Source organism: Ewingella sp. C233, from assembly GCF_055407225.1.
In genome coordinates, this window is record NZ_JBUZRI010000001.1 from 2,341,027 (window position 1) to 2,360,238 (window position 19,212).

The window sequence follows — 19,212 nt, forward strand, 5'->3', positions numbered from 1 at the left end:
TCCTATTCCTCACTGCTTTAAACGCGCTGAAGAGGCTTAGAGCCGTTCTCAGCTGCACTCTTCATCCACAGCCAGGAACCGTTCAGGGCAATCAGCGTCAGCAACACATATTCCAGCGCCATGGCGTAAACACCCTGATATGCAAAAATCGCCACGCTGATCACATCAATGACCACCCACACCAGCCAGTTCTCCACGTATTTGCGGGTCATCAGCAGCATCGCAATAATCGACAGCACCATCATGGAGGAGTCCCAGAATGGGAACGCGTCCGGTTGCAGCACCGGCATCTGCACATTCAGCCCAAAAGCCTGCATAAGATTCACTGCAATTTGGCTCAGGGCAGCAAATACCCGGTCGATATTGAAGGTCATCAACAGGATACCGGCGACGCAAACCACACCCCACACCAGTGCCTTGCCACGCGGCAGCCAGCGGATTTGCAATTCAGCCTGCTTGTCTGCCGTCTGACGGCTCCAGGCATACCAGCCGTAAATGTTGGCGGCAAAGAAGAATATTTGCAGCAACAGGCTGGCGTAAAGCTGGATCTGGAAGAAAATTATCGCGAACAGCGTGACGTTAATCAGGCCAAACGGGTAGTTGATGATCTTCTCTTTGCTGGCGTACCAGATGCACAACAGGCCAAACAGAGTGCCAATCGCCTCAATCCACGAGAGATCATACCCGCCCTTACCCAACGGAATATGGACCAAGATATTACTGGTACTGAAAAAATCCATGACGATTCCCTTCTGTTGCATCATTCAGGCAGGAGCAGTGCTCCCTCGGTTTACGCCTTACCCTGCGCGCGCAATTTAAGTTGTGCGGCAAATTCCAGCATCCGGTTCAATGGGATCAGCGATTTGACTCGCAGCGCTTCATCCACTTCTATTGCGTGCTGAACGCCACCCAGCTCCAGGCCTTCAGCGATAGCCTTCAGACCATTCATTGCCATCCACGGGCAATGCGCGCAGGTACGGCAGCTGGCACCCTCGCCCGCGGTCGGCGCTTCGAACAGCTCTTTGTCCGGTACAGCCTGCTGCATTTTGTAAAAGATACCGCGATCGGTGGCGACAATCAGTTTGCTGTTTGGCAGGGTTTTCGCCGCCTGAATCAGCTGGCTGGTCGAACCGACGGCATCGGCCATATCGACAATGGCCTGCGGTGATTCCGGATGCACCAGCACGGCGGCATCCGGATACAATGCTTTCATGCGTTCCAGCGCCTGAGTTTTAAATTCGTCATGCACGATACAGGCGCCCTGCCAGCAGAGAATATCCGCGCCGGTCTGCTTACGGACGTAATTCCCTAAATGGCGGTCCGGTGCCCAGAGAATTTTCTGCCCCAGGCTATCGAGATGTTCGATGAGTTCGACGGCAATACTCGACGTGACTACCCAGTCTGCGCGTGCTTTCACCGCAGCGGAAGTATTAGCGTAGACCACAACGGTGCGGTCCGGATGGCTGTCGCAAAAATCAGAGAATGCCTGCTCCGGGCACCCCAGATCTAATGAGCATTCTGCATTGAGCGTAGGCATGAGCACGGTTTTTTCAGGACTGAGGATTTTGGCCGTCTCCCCCATAAAGCGCACGCCGGCGACCAGCAGTGTTGAAGCCGGATGCTGACTGCCGAAACGCGCCATCTCCAGAGAGTCCGCCACGCAGCCGCCGGTCTCTTCCGTCAGCGCCTGAATTTCCGGGTCGGTGTAATAGTGCGCCACCATCACGGCATTGCGCTGCTTTAGCAGGGTTTTGATTTTGGCTTTGTAGAACGCTTTTTCATCCTGGCTCAATGGGATCGGCTTAGGAGGAAAGGGATACACGGCTGCATTCAGATCTAAAGTCTCGCTCATCGCTCATCATCTCTTGTGGCCGGAGGCTCAGCCCGGACTCAGGAAGCATAACGGAGAAAATTCGTCCGTTTGTTTTGTATGCTAAACAAAATAGCGCAGATGAACGAAAAAGTCGCTGAAATTTTAGTCTTTAGACGAAAAGTGTTTAAGGGACTTAAAAGATAGGGCCGTAGAATGGATTTTCAGGAGATATAAACGAAAAAAACGCCATGAGGCGTTTAGTCTGCTTCTCAATATAGAGAAGTGGTGGGCCGTGCTGGATTGATTCGGTCTTCGACCTCACCCTGCGGGCAACGCGTTTGCGTTGTCGTCTCGCTTCGCTCGAACCCGTGGTTCTCATCCTGCACTGCTTTACCGCGAGTCCCGCTCAAAAGTGGTGGGCCGTGCTGGATTCGAACCAGCGACCAATTGATTAAAAGTCAACTGCTCTACCAACTGAGCTAACGGCCCGCGGTATGTCGCGATATTTCTACTGTGACTGATTTAGTCCACAAACCACTCAAAAAGTGGTGGGCCGTGCTGGATTGATTCGGTCTTCGACCTCACCCTGCGGGCAACGCATTCGCGTTGTCGTCTCGCTTCGCTCGGCTCGAACCCGTGATTCTCACCCTGCACTGCTTTACCGTAATCCCATTCAAAGAGTGGTGGGCCGTGCTGGATTCGAACCAGCGACCAATTGATTAAAAGTCAACTGCTCTACCAACTGAGCTAACGGCCCGCAATACGGTGCGGTACTACAGACGAACAATGAGTCTTAAGAAGTGGTGGGCCGTGCTGGATTCGAACCAGCGACCAATTGATTAAAAGTCAACTGCTCTACCAACTGAGCTAACGGCCCACGGTCTACTTCTCAATGTTTTCTACTTTGCTTGCGTGCCACCTAAGAGTGGTGGGCCGTGCTGGATTCGAACCAGCGACCAATTGATTAAAAGTCAACTGCTCTACCAACTGAGCTAACGGCCCGCAAAAGCTAAATCTCTCACTGCTTTAACGTCTTACAGTTGCCTGGGCAACGGCGGCATATATTACTTATATAACTTTTCAGTGCAACGTTTAATTGAATAAAACGATCCGACTGCTTGTTCTTCACGCATTCAAGCCCAGAAAACAGACGAAATCGGTGTTTTCCGGGCCTGAACAGGAATTACTGTGAAGACAAACGTTTTTGAGCTTGTTTGGCCGCATCGGTATTGGGGTACTGTTTTACGACCTGCGAATAGACGGCTTTGGCTTTGTCCACCTGCCCTTTCTCTTGCATGATCACCCCAACCTTGTACATCGCGTCCGAACTTTTTGGAGATTTGGGAAAATTTTTCACGACAACCGCATAAAAATACGCAGCGTCATCCTTCTTACCTTTGTTGTAATACAACTGCCCTAACCAGTAGTTGGCATTAGGCAAGTAAGTGGATTTTGGGTACTGCTTGATAAATGCCTGGAAGGCAGAAATAGCCTGATCATACTGTTTCTTTTCCAGAGCGAGTGAAACTGCAGCATTGTAGTCACTGTTTTCATCACCCGTGCTGGCAGGAGCCTGCGCAGGCGCTGTGGTGGATGAATCAGTAGCCGCGCCAGCGGCAGCTCCGGCAGCAGCACCTGAGGCGGCAGCATTCGCATTGCCCGCGGAACCCTGGCTGCTAAGGCTGTCCATCTGCTGATAGATTTGCTTTTGACGATCAACGACCTGACTTAACTGATATTGGTTTTCCTGAATTTGACCTCGAAGAGAGTCAATATCGCGTTGGGAGTCAGAGAGCTGTTGCTGAAGTTGAGTTAATAACTGGCTGTGAGCGTTAGAAATACGCTCCAGAGAGGTGACTCGATCTTCAATCGAGCCTGAGCCGACATCACTGATTGGCGCTTGGGCAGTAGCGGCCCATGGGACCGCTACGCCAACCAGTAACGACAGACTCAACAAGTGAGTTCTGAAGTTACTGCTCATGCGACTCTCTTAGTATACCAGTACGGCACGACGGTTTTTAGCGTAAGCCGCTTCGTCATGGCCCAGTACAGCTGGTTTTTCTTTACCGTAAGAAACGATAGAGATTTGGTCAGCAGAAACGCCTTTGCCTTGCAGGTACATTTTAACTGCAGTAGCACGACGCTCACCCAGAGCGATGTTGTATTCCGGAGTACCACGTTCATCCGCATGACCTTCAACAGTCACTTTGTATGAAGGGTTACTGCGCAGGAATGCTGCATGCGCGTCCAGCATTTGAGCGAAGTCAGAAGCGATATCGTACTTGTCTAAGCCAAAGTAAACGATATTGTTCTTTTGCAGTTCTTGCATCTGCAGACGTGCTTGCTCTTCAGAAGACATGTTGCCGCTTTCTGCACCAGTGCTAGCGCCAGCGCCCATACCAGATTGGCCATTGTCTGCGCTTTTGTGAGAACTACACGCGGCGATAGCCAGTACAGGCACAGCCAGCAGCAGCCCTTTAAGCACTTTGTTCAGTTGCATCTCGTTGATCCTTTTATAATTTGCCATACATAGTTACATATGCATCACAGGTACGGCGACCAGGCAGGGAATTTTACCTGTCCATCAGTTGCCGGAAGACGCGCTTTGAAACGCCCATCAGTCGAGACCAACTGCAACACGGATCCCAGTCCTTGAGAGGAGCTGTAAATTACCATGGTGCCATTCGGTGCGATACTAGGCGTCTCATCCAGGAACGTGTCCGTTAAAACTTGAACGGCTCCCGTTTCCAGATCTTGTTTGGCGATGTGCTGGGAACCACCATTGGTGCTTACCATAACCAAGAATTTACCATCCGTGCTTATATCAGAGTCCTGATTCTGAGAACCTTCCCAAGTCAGACGCTGAGGCGCACCGCCATTAATATTCACTTTATACAACTGAGGACGACCGCCCTGATCCGAGGTGAAAGCCAGATTCTGGCTGTCCGGGAACCAGGTTGGTTCGGTATTGTTGCTACGTCCATCAGTAACCTGGCTGATTTGACCAGAGCCCAGATTCATTACATATACGTTCAGACTGCCGCCTTTAGATAACGCGAAGGCCAGTTTGCTACCGTCTGGTGAGAAGGCTGGCGCACCGTTATGACGTGGGAACGAAGCAATTTGCTTGATCGCGCCATTAGCCAGTGTTTGAACGACCAGTGCAGAACGACCGCTTTCAAAGGTGACGTAAGCCAGTTTGCTGCCGTCTGGCGACCATGCCGGAGACATGAGTGGTTCAGGCGAACGGTGTACAACAAACTGGTTGTAGCCGTCGTAGTCAGCAACGCGCAGCTCATACGGGAATTTGCCGCCGTTAGTCTGCACGATATAAGCAATACGGGTACGGAACGCGCCTTTAATACTGGTCAGCTTTTCAAATACTTCATCGCTGGCTGTATGGGCGGAGTAACGTAACCACTGCTTAGTAATTTGGTATTGGTTTTGCGCCAGCACGGTACCCGGAGAACCGGCGGTATCCACTAACTGGTAAGAAACCAAATATTTGCCATCCGCGCTTGGCTGAACCTGACCGACGACAACCGCGTCAATACCCAGTGCAGTCCAGGCCGCAGGCGTCACTTCTGATGCACTTGACGGCTGCTGAGGCATACGGGATGCATCAATCGGATTGAATTTACCGCTGTTACGTAAATCGGCTGCCACAATGGCGCCAATATCTTCAGGTGGAGCACCTGGGCCAGCCCATTTAAAAGGGACGACTGCGATTGGGCGAGCGGAATCCACCCCTTGGGTAATTTCAATGCGAACTTCTGCGTGTAACACAGATGCCCACAGTATCAAAAGGCCGAACGCTACTCGAAATGCCTGCTTCATTGTATCTCCCTTATCTGGACCAATCTGCCCGCGATAATTTAGCAGAATTTTAACAAACCAACGCACACAAAACTAGAATTTCAACCTACATACCATAGTAAAAGTCTGAAAATTCACTATTTTCAGCAATAACTATGGCTTGAAGTCTAATGGCGCATTCTTAAACACGTCGTAAACCGCTTCTGAAGGAGGTTTAGGGAACTTCGCCTGTCTTGCCGCAGCCAGTGCTGCCTGGCAAAGTGCAGGGTCACCGCCTTCCGCCTTCACATCAATCAGTAAACCATCAGGTGCCATTTTAACGCGTAACGTACAGGTTTTGCCTGCATAAGATGACGCGTCATAGAATTTACTCTCAATGGCTGCCTTAATCTGGCTACCGTAGTTAGCAATATCCGCACCGGATGCGCCCGCTTTCTTCTGAGTGCCTTTCCCTGCCGGAGCAGATGCACCACCCGCAGAGCCCCCTTTCGGAGCATTTTTAGAATCTGCAAGCCCCCCAAAGAGATCGTCGACCGATTCAGATTGCTTGGCCGCAGCGGCTGCTGCAGCTTTCTTATCCGCAGCAGCTTTTTTGGCAGCGGCGGCAGCTTCAGCTTTCTTCTCAGCGGCAGCATCAGCCTTAGCCTGTGCAGCCGCCGCAGCGGCAGCATCAGCCTTAGCCTGTGCAGCCGCCGCAGCGGCGGCTTCTTTGGCATCAGCGGCGGCTTGTTTCTTCGCTTCAGCAGCCGCTTCTTTCTTCGCGTCTGCTTCGGCTTGTTTTTTAGCTGCCGTGGCTGCAGCCGCAGCTTCGGCCTCAGCCTGTTTCTTAGCTTCGGTCGCAGCCTTTTTCTGAGCATCCGCGGCGGTTTTCGCCGCTTTATCTGCTTCGGCTTTCGCCTTGGCAGCAGCATCAGCTTGAGCTTTCGCAGCCTCTGCTTTAGCTTTCGCTGCCGCGTCTTCTGCTTGCTTCTGTTGTTCCTGCGCCTGTTTTTGCTGATCGGCGACTTGTTTTTGTTGCTTGGCTTCTTCCTGAGCCTGCTTGGCGTCATCCTGCGCCTGCAAACGCTCTTTCTCTAATTCTTTCAGTCGTTGCTGCTCTGCTGCCTGCTTCTGCTGAAGTTCTTCAGCCTGCTGTTCCGACTTTTTCTGGCGCGATTGGGCGGCACGTTGAGCATCAGCCGATTGCTGCTGTTGCCGGTTGTACTGATCGACCACCGCACTCGGATCTACCATCACAGCAGAGATATCACTTCCGCCGCCACCGCCACTCATGCTGGTGTCTTCGGACAGCGATCCCCAGATCAACAGGGCTATAATGATGACGTGCAGAACGACCGAAACAATAACGGCGCGTTTGAGCTTAGCGTTTTGTTCAGTTGCAGTTGCCTTTACCAAAATAGATTTCCCAACACAGGATTGCCAAAAACCCGAGTTTCTTCAGAGCCGGTTATCGCTACGCAGATAACCGTTTTATCAGGCCAGGAAGAAGCCGGGTTTCCAATAAGTGTTACAAATGCCTATCGTCAGATAGGTTGTGTCATCAGGCCGACAGATTTCACACCTGCCTGATGCAGCATATTCAGTGCTTTGATGATTTCATCATAAGGCACATCTTTTGCGCCGCCGATCAGGAACACTGTCTTCGGATTCGCTTTGATACGGTTAGCGGCTTCCGCCACAACCTGCTGTTCCGGTAACTGTTCCATACGCTGATGATCCACCACGATGGTGTATTGACCTACGCCGGAAACTTCCACAATGACTGGCGGATTATCATCGCTGGACACTGTTTTTGAGTCTGTCGCATCCGGAAGATCAACTTCCACGCTTTGCGTAATGATCGGCGCTGTCGCCATAAAAATCAGCAGCAGAACCAACAGCACGTCAAGCAACGGAACGATGTTGATCTCCGACTTACCTTCGCGACGGTTACGACGACCTCGAACTCGAGCCATGCTATCCCCCTTTAGTTACTGCTGCTTTCGCGAGAGAAAGCCTGACGGTGTAGGATAGCCGTGAATTCTTCCATGAAGTTATCGTAATTTTGTTCGAGTTTGTTCACACGCTGGTTCAGACGGTTGTAGGCCATAACCGCAGGGATCGCGGCGAAAAGGCCGATTGCTGTGGCAATCAATGCCTCGGCAATACCGGGTGCAACCATCTGTAAGGTGGCCTGTTTCACAGAACCCAAACCGATGAAGGCGTGCATGATCCCCCAGACCGTACCAAACAGACCGATGTACGGGCTGATGGAACCGACGGTACCAAGGAAGGGAATGTGCATTTCAAGAGATTCCATTTCACGGTTGAAAGAGATACGCATTGCACGGGAAGAGCCTTCAATAACCGACTCTGGCGCGTGGCTGTTTGCACGGTGCAAACGAGCGAACTCTTTGAAACCTGAATGGAAGATCTGTTCGGCGCCAGTGAGGTTTTCACGGCGGCCCTGGCTTTCCTGGTAGAGGCGTGAAAGCTCAATACCTGACCAGAATTTATCTTCAAAGGCTTCTGCCTCACGGGTGGCGGCATTCAGTACTTTTGTACGTTGAATGATGATCGCCCAAGACGCGACAGAGAAGCACACCAGAATAAGCATAATCAGCTTAACCAGAATGCTGGCCTTTAAAAACAAATCAAGCATGTTCATGTCAGTCACTGCTTAAACTCCGCGACAATAGACTTAGGAAGCGCTTTAGGCTTCATTTGGTTTGGATCGATACAAGCAATTAACACCTCTGCAGTACAGAGAACGTTGCCACTCGCATCAAGAATTCGTTGTGCAAAGGTAAGAGAAGCCCCCCGGATAGACGTTATCTCACTTTGGACATCAAGCAGGTCATCAAGACGAGCCGGAGCCAAATATTCGACCGTCATGCGGCGGACAGCAAAAGCGACGTGTTCAGCCAGCAACTGCTGCTGGTGAAAATTGCGTTGGCGCAACATCTCTGTGCGAGCCCTTTCAAAAAAGGCGACGTATCGGGCGTGGTAGACCACCCCTCCCGCGTCTGTGTCCTCGTAGTAGACACGAACCGGCCATCGGAACAACGAATTACTCACTCTACATCCCGTAATGCAATTTGACGGGCCTACTATACGCAAGAGCTTTCTGGTTGGGAATGGGTTGCAAGACGAGAATGCAAATAATTATGGGCCTGAATGGCCCATAGGAAAAGTCGTGTAAATATCTATCAATATTAGATAAACAAACTAGCTAAAAAAGTAAAGAAGGCCTGCGAGCAGGATAATCATCGCCGGTAAGGGAGAAAATAACGCTTTCCATACAGACCGGTGAGGACGAAATCCAAAACCATGGATCAGTCCGGTGCACACGGCCCAAATCAGAATAATCCCATGCCAGACTTCCAGCTTGCTGGTTGACGACGCAAACTGAGCAGGTTGCCAGAATACACAACCTGCCAGTACCAGTGCCATTGCCAGTGAAAGGGCCCGCAAGGGACCCTTGTCAGTGACGGCATATAATTTATCCGCAAGCAGACTCATTATTGCCCATCTTTCTCTGCGGCAGCTTTGTTCGCTTCAACGTTCTCGAACGCCAGCGCCGTGATGATGCCGAACGAGCAAGCCAGCAACGTTCCAAGTATCCAGGCAAAATACCACATAGTGTTATCTCCCGTTCAGATGAACGATTAGTACAAAGAGTGTTTGTTGTTTTCGATGTAAGTTTTGTCGAGACGACCAAACATCTTGTAATACGCCCAACTGGTGTAGATCAGGATAATCGGCACGAAGATACAGGCCACGACGGTCATCACTTTCAACGTCAGCAGGCTGGAGGTGGCGTCCCACATCGTCAGGCTGACATCAGGCGTAGTGCTTGATGGCATGACGAACGGGAACATTGTGATACCGGCCGTGAGGATCACACAGGCGATAGTCAGTGAAGATGACACAAACGCCAGTGCACCTTTATTGATGCGTGAGAACAGGATAGTCAGCAGCGGCAGAATCACACCCAATGCCGGAACAGCCCAAAGGCCTGGCATTTTGTTGTAGTTCAGCAACCACGCGCCAGCCTGATGCGCTACCGTTTTGCGCAGCGGGTTAGACTGTCCTGCAGTATCCAGAGCAGAGGTCACCACGAAGCCATCGATCCCTTTGACCAGCCAGACGCCGGCAATCAGGAAGCAGACCATCATCACCAGTGCAGAAATCTGCGAGGCAGCGCGGCTGCGCAGGTGCAGTTCACCGGTAGTACGCATTTGCAGGTAAGTTGCACCCTGCGTAATGAGCATGGTCAGGCTGACAATCCCGGCCAACAGGCCAAACGGATTGAGCAACTGGAACAGGCTGCCGGTGTAGTACAAGCGCAGGTATTCATCGATGTGGAAAGGTACGCCTAACAGCAGGTTACCGAACGCCACACCGAACACCAGTGCAGGCACGAAGCTACCGATGAAGATGCCCCAGTCCCACATGCCACGCCAGCGTGGACTTTCCAATTTTGAGCGGTAGTCAAAGCCTAACGGACGGAAGAACAAGGCGCACAGCACCAGGATCATCGCGCCGTAGAAGCCTGAGAAGGCAGCGGCATAGACCATCGGCCAGGCGGCAAACAGCGCGCCACCTGCGGTGATAAGCCAAACCTGATTACCGTCCCAGTGCGGGGCGATGGAGTTGATCATCACGCGGCGGTCAGTATCGGATTTACCGATGATCCGCAGCAAGATACCCACGCCCATATCAAATCCATCGGTGACGGCGAACCCGATAAACAGGACGCCGATCAATACCCACCAGATGAACCGTAAAACTTCATAATCAAACATATGTGGACTCCCTATTACCGAGCTTGCTCAAGCGGCGCTGAAGGTTGTTCAAAGTGATAGCGGCCAGTTTTCAGGCTGCTTGGCCCCAGACGGGCAAACTTGAACATCAGGAACATTTCAGCGACCAGGAACAGGGTGTACAGACCGCAAATCAACCCCATCGACATCAGAACGTCAGCGGCCGTCAGTGATGAGTTAGCCACCGCAGTCGGTAACACTTCACCAATCGCCCAAGGCTGACGCCCGTATTCCGCCACAAACCAGCCCGCTTCTATGGCAATCCACGGCAATGGTAGTCCCCAGAGTGCGGCACGATGTAACCAGCGTTTCTGACCAATCTTGCCACGAAGAACCGCAAAGAATGACAGTCCAATGATCGCCAGCATCAGGAAGCCTGCGGCCACCATGATACGGAAGGCGAAGTACAGTGGCAGAACGCGAGGAATAGAATCTTTCGTTGCCTGCTGGATTTGCGCTTCGGTCGCGTCGGTGACGTTAGACGTATAGCGTTTGAGCAACATGCCGTAGCCGAGATCTTGCTTAGCCTTTTCGAAGTCACTGCGAACCACAGGGTCAGTATTCCCTGAACGTAACTCTTCCAGCAGGTTGTAAGCTTTCATACCGTTACGGATACGGACTTCATGCTGCGCCATCAGATCTTTCAGACCTGTAACTGGCGTATCCACCGAACGGGTAGCAATCAGACCAAGCAGGTATGGGATTTGAATGGAATATTCATTTTCCATTTTGTCCTGATTTGGCAGGCCGATCAGCGTGAAGTTAGCCGGTGCAGGTTGGGTATCCCACTCAGCTTCAATAGCAGCCAGTTTGGTTTTCTGTACGTCACCCATTTCATAACCGGATTCATCACCCAGCACGATAACGGACAACACAGCGGCCAGACCGAAACTTGCAGCAATGGCGAATGAACGTTTGGCAAAGCCAACATCGCGCCCTTTCAGTAGGTAGTAAGAGCTGATCGCCAGAATAAACATCGCGCCAGTGACATAACCTGCCGCCACAGTGTGAACGAATTTAACCTGCGCAACCGGGTTAAGGACCAGCTCGGAGAAGCTGACCATTTCCATACGCATGGTTTCATAGTTGAAGTCCGAGGCAATCGGGTTTTGCATCCAGCCGTTGGCGACCAGGATCCAAAGTGCAGATAAATTAGAACCCAGGGCAACAAACCAGGTCACCGTCATGTGCTGAACTTTCGTTAAACGATCCCAACCAAAGAAGAATAAGCCGACTAAGGTGGATTCCAGGAAGAACGCCATCAAACCTTCGATGGCCAGAGGGGCCCCAAAGATATCACCGACGTAATGTGAGAAATATGACCAGTTAGTCCCGAATTGGAATTCCATGGTCAAACCTGTGGCCACACCCAGAGCAAAGTTAACTGCAAATAACTTGCCCCAGAATTTGGTCATATCTTTATAGATTTGTTTGCCGGTAAGCACATAAACGGTTTCCATAATTGCCAACAGAAACGCCATACCAAGCGTTAATGGGACAAACAGGAAATGGTACATGGCCGTTAAAGCAAACTGTAAACGCGACAGTTCAACGATATCAAACATCTTGACCCCTTGCTCCTCGGAGGAAGACTCCAACTTGCGACTCTCTGACGAACCGGTTGCCGGAACGCCTCATGACTTCCACTTTCAAAAACCTGCTAAACAAATAAAACCTGTCTTAAAACGCATTCCTCTATCAATGAATAATAGATGATGCGCCTGACACCCAACCTCACTTCGCGCGGACGCAGAAAAACGGCAAGACAACCCGCAGCGAACGGTAGTGAGGACCGGGAAAAGTTAACAATCTTAGACCTGTTCTTGGATACTCATGTTACAGGTTCATAATGTTACGCCACTAATCCCACACAATAAATAGGTTTTTACGTGACCGAAATCCGATTTCCACCTACAGGTCAATTAGCAGCCAGATCATGATCATGCCCTGAAATTGATCTGCCGCAATTTAAGCCTATATCACTCTTTATTTCTATCTTGTTCTTACGCTTTCTAAAAAAAATCCGAAACAATGTTAATTATTGGTTTAAAACGGTTTTATTGAAGTGCTCGATGTTAATTTATTGTGACTTTAAAGTGAATTTAATATCACCATCGATACGTGGCAAATCTAATTATTAACTTTCCATTTCCTTTGTGACCTTTATGGCCTGTTAAAAATTTTGATTAAAAGGTGGCAATGTTAAATATTATAGCAGCAATAAAAAAGGCCACCCGAAGGTGACCTTTAAAAGCAAAAATAACGATCTGTTATTTTATTGTGGCAGAACGGCTTTTACAGCATCACCGATATCAGCCAGGCTGCGTACGGTTTTCACGCCTGCCGCTTCAAGCGCAGCAAACTTGTCATCCGCCGTGCCTTTGCCACCGGCAATGATGGCGCCAGCATGGCCCATACGTTTGCCTTTTGGCGCCGTAACGCCCGCGATGTAACCGACAACCGGCTTCGTCACGTGGGCTTTAATGTAGGCCGCCGCTTCTTCTTCCGCATTACCGCCGATCTCACCAATCATCACGATAACTTCAGTCTGTGGGTCTTCCTGGAACAGCTTTAGGATATCGATGAAGTTAGAGCCTGGGATTGGGTCACCGCCGATACCGACGCAGCTTGACTGACCGAAACCGTTGTCTGTCGTCTGCTTAACGGCTTCATACGTCAGGGTACCAGAGCGGGAAACGATGCCCACTTTGCCCGGCTTGTGAATGTGGCCTGGCATAATGCCGATTTTGCATTCGCCTGGGGTGATAACGCCCGGGCAGTTTGGCCCGATCATCACCACGTCAGTTTGCTCAAGCTTGGCTTTCACGATCAGCATATCCAGCGTTGGGATACCTTCTGTGATGCAAATAATCAGCTTAATGCCAGCATCAATAGCTTCCAGGATCGAATCTTTACAGAAAGGAGCTGGAACATAAATCACGGATGCCGTTGCGCCGGTGGTTTCAACCGCTTCACGCACGGTGTTGAACACAGGCAGGCCGAGATGCTGAGTGCCGCCTTTGCCCGGCGTAACGCCGCCAACCATTTGCGTGCCGTAGGCGATCGCTTGTTCAGAGTGGAAAGTACCCTGGCTGCCGGTAAAACCCTGGCAAATCACTTTGGTGTTTTTGTTGATTAAAATCGACATTATTTCCCCTCCACTGCCGCGACGACTTGTTGAGCCGCATTGGTCAGGCTGGTCGCTGCAATGATATTCAAACCACTGTCTGCCAGTTTTTTGGCACCCAGCTCGGCATTGTTACCTTCAAGACGCACCACTACTGGTACGTTGACGCCCACTTCCGCTACCGCGCCGATAATACCGTCGGCAATCAGGTCGCAGCGTACGATGCCGCCAAAGATGTTAACGAAAACCGCTTTCACTTTTTCGTCAGACAGAATGATTTTGAACGCTTCTGTAACGCGTTCTTTGGTTGCGCCGCCGCCAACGTCGAGGAAGTTAGCCGGTTCACCGCCGTGCAGTTTAACGATGTCCATGGTACCCATCGCCAGACCCGCACCGTTCACCATGCAACCAATGTTGCCATCGAGTGCAACGTAGTTCAGTTCCCACTGTGCCGCCTGAGATTCACGGGCATCTTCCTGGCTGTGGTCGCGCATTTCGCGCAGTTCTGGCTGACGGAACAGGGCGTTGCCGTCGGCACCCAGTTTGCCATCGAGGCAAATCAGGTCACCGGCTGTCGTCACTACCAACGGGTTAATTTCGATCATCGCCAGGTCGCGCTCAAGGAAAATAGCGGCCAGACCCATGAAGATTTTGGTGAACTGCTGAACCTGCTTACCGGTCAGACCTAGTTTGAAAGCCAGTTCACGGCCCTGATAAGGCTGAGGCCCCGTCAGGGGATCCAGTGCCACTTTGTGGATCAGGTGCGGGGTTTCTTCCGCCACTGTTTCAATTTCCACGCCGCCTTCAGTAGACGCCATAAACACGACGCGACGCGAGCTACGGTCAACCACAGCGCCGAGATACAGTTCTTTGTCAATGTCAGTCGCTGCTTCAACCAGGATCTGGTTTACCGGCTGGCCGTGCGCATCTGTCTGGTAAGTTACCAGACGCTTGCCCAACCAGTTTTCAGCAAAAGCACGGATCTCTTCTTTGCTTTTAACCACTTTCACGCCGCCCGCTTTACCGCGGCCACCGGCATGAACCTGACATTTTACTACCCACGGACCTGCACCGATTTTCGATGCGGCTTCTTCCGCTTCACGCGGAGTGGAACAGGCAAAACCTGTTGGCGCTGGCAGGCCGTAGCGCAGGAATAGCTGTTTCGCCTGATACTCGTGTAAATTCATGATGTTCTATCCATTCTTAGTAGGAAGGCATATCTGGGCACGGCGAACCGTGCCTCAGATTTTAACGATCTCTTTTGCTCGGGGCCGGGACTAAACGTCCAGCAGCAGACGAGCCGGATCTTCCAGCATTTCTTTGATGGTCACCAGGAAGCCCACAGACTCACGGCCGTCAACCAGGCGGTGGTCATAAGAGAGTGCCAGATACATCATCGGCAGGATAACAACCTGACCGTTCACCGCCATCGGACGATCTTTGATGGCATGCATGCCGAGGATCGCACTCTGTGGTGGGTTGATGATTGGCGTGGACATCAGCGAGCCAAATACGCCGCCGTTAGTCACGGTGAAGTTACCGCCGGTCAGCTCTTCAACTTTCAGCTTGCCGTCACGTCCTTTCACTGCCAGCTCTTTAATGTTCTTCTCAATGTCGGCCATGCCCAAAGTATCTACATCGCGCAGAACCGGCGTAACCAGACCGCGTGGAGTAGAGACCGCGATGCTGACGTCGAAGTAGTTGTGATACACCACATCTTCGCCATCAATAGACGCGTTCACTTCCGGATAACGTTTCAGCGCTTCCACTACGGCTTTCAGGTAGAAAGACATAAAGCCCAGACGTACACCGTGACGTTTTTCGAACGCATCGCCGTACTGCTTACGCATGTCCATGATGGGCTTCATGTTGATTTCGTTGAACGTCGTCAGCATGGCGGTACTGTTTTTCGCTTCCAGCAGACGCTCGGCCACGCGTTTGCGCAGACGGGTCATCGGAACGCGTTTTTCACTGCGCGCGCCGATAGCCGGGCTAGCAGCAGCGGTAACCGCTTTAGCCGGTGCCGCGTCAGCCGCAGGTTTGGCATCTTTGCCCGATTTGGCAATATGCGCTTCGATGTCTTCGCGGGTCAGACGCCCACCCACACCGCTGCCTTTAATGGCGCTGGCGTCGAGAGAATGTTCAGCGATCAGACGGCGAATCGCCGGGCTGAGTGCATCACTGCTCTCTTCTTCCAGTGCCGCAGTGTGGCGCTGAGAAGGGGTAGACTCTTTATCAGAGTTCTTTTCCTGGCTTGGCTTGCCGGTGCTGTTGCCTGGACGCAGACGCGCCAAAATTTGGCGTGAAATAACGGTCGCGCCTTCATCTTCCAGAATGCTGTCCAGAATACCGGCTTCGCTTGCCGGCACTTCCAACACCACTTTGTCCGTTTCGATCTCAACCAGCACTTCATCGCGCTCTACACTGTCGCCAGGCTTTTTGTGCCAGGTGGCAACCGTCGCATCCGCAACGGATTCAGGAAGGTCAGGGACCAAAATATCTACGCTACTCATTCTCAATCCTTCTTAAAATCGTTAATTAACGTTCAACGCATCATTAACCAGATCTTGCTGCTGCTTCTGGTGAACAGACATATAGCCCACTGCCGGAGAGGCAGACGCCGGACGTCCTGCGTAACGTAAAGAAGCCCCGAAAGGAATCACTTCACGGAAATTGTGTTGGCTGCAGTACCATGCACCCTGGTTCAGCGGCTCTTCCTGACACCAGACGAAATCATGAACGTGTGAGAACTTCTCAAGCACTTCCTGAATGGCCTTGTGCGGGAACGGATACAGCTGTTCGATACGAACAATAGCCACATCTGTCTGTTCGTTTTTGCGACGTTGCTCCAGCAGGTCATAATAGACTTTGCCTGAACACATCACGACGCGCTTAACCTGTTTAGGATCCAGTTCGTCGACTTCACCAATCGCTGGCAAGAAGCTGCCGTTGGCCAGCTCATCCAGCGTAGAAACCGCCAGAGGGTGACGCAACAGAGACTTCGGTGACATGACAATCAGCGGACGGCGCATACCGCGCAGTGCCTGACGACGAATCATGTGGTACACCTGCGCCGGGGTAGACGGGATGCACACCTGCATATTCTGCTCGGCGCAGAGTTGCAGATAACGCTCCAGACGCGCGGAGGAGTGCTCCGGCCCCTGCCCTTCATAACCGTGTGGCAGCAGCATAACCAGACCACACATGCGTCCCCATTTTTGCTCGCCGGAACTGATGAACTGGTCGATAACCACCTGAGCGCCGTTGGCGAAGTCACCAAACTGCGCTTCCCAGATAGTCAGGGTGCGCGGTTCTGCGGTGGCATAACCGTATTCGAACGCCAGAACGGCCTCTTCGGACAACACGGAGTCCCAGACATTAAACATGCCCTGACTGTTGTGAATGTTCGACAATGGCACATAGACCGAACCGTTTTTCTGGTTGTGGACAACAGCGTGACGGTGGAAGAAAGTACCGCGCCCCATATCCTCACCGGACAGACGAATCGGAATGCCTTCATCTACCAGCGTGGCGTAGGCCAGGTTTTCAGCGCCGCCCCAGTCAAACTTCTTGTTGCCTTCGGCCATTTCATTACGGTCAGCGTAAATCTTGGCAACGCGGGCCTGCATTTCGATGGCTTCCGGTACGTGGCTGACGCGACGTGCCAGTTCCTGTAAACGCTTCGGCTCAACTTTGCTTGGGTACTCTTCATCCCATTCGTGATTGAGGTACGGCGACCAGGTGAAGGTATGCATGTCGTTCGCACGCCATTCTTCAACAACGCAATCACCGGCATCCAGCGCATCACGGTACAGATTGACCATCTCAGTAGCATCTTCCGCATTCGCCACATTCTGTTCAGCCAGAATATCGGCATAGAGTTTACGCGGAGTCGGATGCTTTTTGATTTTCTGGTACATCAGCGGCTGGGTTGCACTTGGCTCATCGGCCTCGTTATGGCCGTGGCGGCGGTAACAGACCAGATCGATCATCACGTCACGTTTAAAGGTGTTGCGGAAATCCAGCGCCAGACGGGTCACGAAAGCTACCGCTTCCGGATCATCTGCATTGACGTGGAAAATCGGCGCCTGCACCATTTTCGCGATGTCAGTACAGTACTCGGTTGAACGCGCATCTTTCGGGTTAGAGGTTGTGAAGCCGACCTGGTTATTAATGACGATACGCACGGTACCGCCCACTTCATAACCCCGTGCCAGCGACATGTTCAGGGTTTCCTGAACCACGCCCTGCCCGGTGATTGCCGCATCACCATGAATGGTGATTGGCAACACCATGTTGCTGCGCGCTTCGTCCAGACGGTCACGACGGGCACGAACAGAACCGATAACAACCGGGCTTACAATCTCAAGGTGCGACGGGTTAAACGCCAGCGCCAAGTGAACCATACCGCCTTCGGTTTCCACATCAGACGAGTAGCCCATGTGGTATTTCACATCACCGGTACCCAGATGTTCTTTATGCTTGCCGGAGAACTCGTCGAACAGGTCCTGCGGTTTTTTACCCAATACGTTGATCAGCACGTTTAAACGCCCGCGGTGCGCCATACCCAGCACCACTTCACGCGTCCCGTTTTTACCGGCGTGACGGATCATATCTTTGAGCATCGGAACCAGGGCATCACCACCTTCCAGTGAGAAGCGTTTGGCGCCCGGGAATTTCGCGCCGAGATAACGTTCCAGACCTTCTGCTGCGGTCAGCTCTTTCAGGAACGTTTTCTTCTCGGTATCGGTGAAATTGGCACGTCCCGCTACGGATTCGATTCGCTGTTGGATCCAGCGTTTTTCATCGGTATTGGTGATGTGCATGTACTCCGCACCGATTGAACCGCAATAGGTTTGCTTCAGTGCTTTATACAGCTCGCCGAGCTGCATGGTCTCTTTGCCTATGGCAAAAGAACCGACATTGAAGGTTTCCTGGAAATCAGCTTCGGTCAGATGGTGGAAAGCAGGATCCAAATCCGCCACGTCGTCTTGTTTCCACAAGCCGAGCGGATCGAGATTAGCATTCTGGTGACCACGGAAGCGGAAGGCATTGATAAGCTGCAATACCTTGACTTGCTTGGCATCCGTTTGCGGATCGCTGATGGCGGAGTTATACCGTGATGCGTCTTTCGCCAGACGGCGGAAGTAATCGCGTGTTTGAGAATGGAGTTGCTCTGGTTTAACACCCACTGTCGGAAGCTGTTTAAAAATTGAACGCCAGCTATCGTCAACGGAACCAGGATCGGTTAAGTAGTCTTCATAGAGTTGTTCTATGTAAGACTGGTTTGCACCCGCCAGATAGGAGGAATCCAGCCAGGCCTTCATTGCGCCGTTCTGCATCGTGATCCCTTAAGCTTTGAAGCTTTAGTTTTCGCCGTGGTTAATAATATTGACCGTGATACACCGCGGTAAGACGGTTTTCCATACAAAAACAGTTCATTGGTCTGGAGCCTGCGGCTCTATCAAGGAACCTCCAAAAAACAACGTGCTGATGGCATAACATGTTGGCTTTTGGCGCTACCCTGCGGGTTCTGACCTTATTATTTCTTCCCTGACGCTATCCTACTCTAGTTGGGAGCAACTTTGTTGCACCTTGTTGCGAATATGTTACCAACAGCTCACTTAATTCTAGCGGGAACACCTGTTCCC

17 protein-coding genes, 4 tRNA genes and 2 other RNA genes are annotated in these 19,212 nt (G+C 51.7%); all 23 read right to left on the reverse strand.

The features are described 5' to 3' along the window. Positions 1 to 17: 17 nt before the first annotated feature. The 23 genes from pnuC to sucA all read right to left on the reverse strand — a co-directional run bounded on the left by pnuC (position 18) and on the right by sucA (position 18,903). Positions 18 to 740, reverse strand: coding sequence for a nicotinamide riboside transporter PnuC (gene pnuC, locus ACZRKO_RS10565; RefSeq protein ID WP_463737143.1), 723 nt, complete (start codon positions 738 to 740; stop codon positions 18 to 20). A gap of 50 nt (positions 741 to 790) precedes the next feature. After that, positions 791 to 1,852, reverse strand: a complete 1,062-nt coding sequence (gene nadA / locus ACZRKO_RS10570; RefSeq protein ID WP_463737144.1) for a quinolinate synthase NadA — start codon at positions 1,850 to 1,852, stop codon at positions 791 to 793. Between the two features lie 244 nt (positions 1,853 to 2,096). After that, positions 2,097 to 2,213: non-coding RNA, RtT sRNA (locus ACZRKO_RS10575), on the reverse strand. Positions 2,214 to 2,226: 13 nt separating this feature from the next. Further along, positions 2,227 to 2,302 (reverse strand) — tRNA-Lys (locus ACZRKO_RS10580). Between the two features lie 57 nt (positions 2,303 to 2,359). Beyond that, positions 2,360 to 2,481, reverse strand: a non-coding RNA gene (locus ACZRKO_RS10585) — RtT sRNA. Positions 2,482 to 2,494: 13 nt separating this feature from the next. After that, a tRNA-Lys gene (locus ACZRKO_RS10590) sits at positions 2,495 to 2,570 on the reverse strand. Between the two features lie 44 nt (positions 2,571 to 2,614). Beyond that, a tRNA-Lys gene (locus ACZRKO_RS10595) sits at positions 2,615 to 2,690 on the reverse strand. Between the two features lie 49 nt (positions 2,691 to 2,739). After that, positions 2,740 to 2,815, reverse strand: a tRNA-Lys gene (locus ACZRKO_RS10600). A 181-nt stretch (positions 2,816 to 2,996) separates the two neighbouring features. Further along, positions 2,997 to 3,794, reverse strand: coding sequence for a cell division protein CpoB (gene cpoB / locus ACZRKO_RS10605; RefSeq protein WP_463737145.1), 798 nt, complete (start codon positions 3,792 to 3,794; stop codon positions 2,997 to 2,999). Between the two features lie 9 nt (positions 3,795 to 3,803). After that, positions 3,804 to 4,313 carry a peptidoglycan-associated lipoprotein Pal gene (pal, locus tag ACZRKO_RS10610; RefSeq protein WP_463737146.1) on the reverse strand — a complete coding sequence of 170 codons (510 nt, stop codon included), beginning with the start codon at positions 4,311 to 4,313 and terminating at the stop codon, positions 3,804 to 3,806. A 44-nt stretch (positions 4,314 to 4,357) separates the two neighbouring features. Beyond that, a complete protein-coding gene (gene tolB, locus ACZRKO_RS10615; protein WP_463737147.1) occupies positions 4,358 to 5,650 on the reverse strand; it encodes a Tol-Pal system beta propeller repeat protein TolB in 1,293 nt (430 codons plus the stop codon). Positions 5,651 to 5,782: 132 nt separating this feature from the next. Further along, positions 5,783 to 7,024 (reverse strand): cell envelope integrity protein TolA, encoded by a 1,242-nt coding sequence (tolA, locus tag ACZRKO_RS10620; RefSeq protein ID WP_463737148.1) that lies wholly within the window; start codon positions 7,022 to 7,024, stop codon positions 5,783 to 5,785. Between the two features lie 128 nt (positions 7,025 to 7,152). Further along, on the reverse strand, positions 7,153 to 7,584 hold the full coding sequence (gene tolR / locus ACZRKO_RS10625; protein WP_140470461.1) for a colicin uptake protein TolR: 432 nt from the start codon (positions 7,582 to 7,584) through the stop codon (positions 7,153 to 7,155). Between the two features lie 11 nt (positions 7,585 to 7,595). Continuing rightward, positions 7,596 to 8,285: a Tol-Pal system protein TolQ gene (gene tolQ, locus ACZRKO_RS10630; RefSeq protein ID WP_463737149.1), complete on the reverse strand. Its 690-nt coding sequence runs from the start codon at positions 8,283 to 8,285 to the stop codon at positions 7,596 to 7,598. Continuing rightward, positions 8,282 to 8,686, reverse strand: a complete 405-nt coding sequence (gene ybgC / locus ACZRKO_RS10635; RefSeq protein WP_463737150.1) for a tol-pal system-associated acyl-CoA thioesterase — start codon at positions 8,684 to 8,686, stop codon at positions 8,282 to 8,284. Before ybgC ends, tolQ begins: the two co-directional genes overlap by 4 nt. 150 nt (positions 8,687 to 8,836) lie before the next feature. Continuing rightward, positions 8,837 to 9,130, reverse strand: a complete 294-nt coding sequence (gene ybgE / locus ACZRKO_RS10640) for a cyd operon protein YbgE (protein WP_463737151.1) — start codon at positions 9,128 to 9,130, stop codon at positions 8,837 to 8,839. Next, a complete protein-coding gene (cydX, locus tag ACZRKO_RS10645) occupies positions 9,130 to 9,249 on the reverse strand; it encodes a cytochrome bd-I oxidase subunit CydX (RefSeq protein ID WP_463737152.1) in 120 nt (39 codons plus the stop codon). The genes ybgE and cydX overlap by 1 nt, the downstream gene beginning before the upstream one ends. A gap of 27 nt (positions 9,250 to 9,276) precedes the next feature. Continuing rightward, positions 9,277 to 10,416 carry a cytochrome d ubiquinol oxidase subunit II gene (cydB, locus tag ACZRKO_RS10650; RefSeq protein WP_463737153.1) on the reverse strand — a complete coding sequence of 380 codons (1,140 nt, stop codon included), beginning with the start codon at positions 10,414 to 10,416 and terminating at the stop codon, positions 9,277 to 9,279. 14 nt (positions 10,417 to 10,430) lie between these two features. Further along, positions 10,431 to 11,999 carry a cytochrome ubiquinol oxidase subunit I gene (gene cydA, locus ACZRKO_RS10655; protein ID WP_463737154.1) on the reverse strand — a complete coding sequence of 523 codons (1,569 nt, stop codon included), beginning with the start codon at positions 11,997 to 11,999 and terminating at the stop codon, positions 10,431 to 10,433. Positions 12,000 to 12,709: 710 nt separating this feature from the next. Further along, positions 12,710 to 13,582 (reverse strand): succinate--CoA ligase subunit alpha, encoded by an 873-nt coding sequence (sucD, locus tag ACZRKO_RS10660; RefSeq protein ID WP_463737155.1) that lies wholly within the window; start codon positions 13,580 to 13,582, stop codon positions 12,710 to 12,712. Beyond that, positions 13,582 to 14,748, reverse strand: a complete 1,167-nt coding sequence (sucC, locus tag ACZRKO_RS10665) for an ADP-forming succinate--CoA ligase subunit beta (RefSeq protein WP_140470469.1) — start codon at positions 14,746 to 14,748, stop codon at positions 13,582 to 13,584. Before sucC ends, sucD begins: the two co-directional genes overlap by 1 nt. 90 nt (positions 14,749 to 14,838) lie before the next feature. Then, positions 14,839 to 16,074, reverse strand: coding sequence for a 2-oxoglutarate dehydrogenase complex dihydrolipoyllysine-residue succinyltransferase (gene odhB / locus ACZRKO_RS10670; protein ID WP_463737156.1), 1,236 nt, complete (start codon positions 16,072 to 16,074; stop codon positions 14,839 to 14,841). 21 nt (positions 16,075 to 16,095) lie between these two features. Beyond that, a complete protein-coding gene (gene sucA / locus ACZRKO_RS10675) occupies positions 16,096 to 18,903 on the reverse strand; it encodes a 2-oxoglutarate dehydrogenase E1 component (protein WP_463737157.1) in 2,808 nt (935 codons plus the stop codon). Between the last annotated feature and the right edge of the window lie 309 nt (positions 18,904 to 19,212).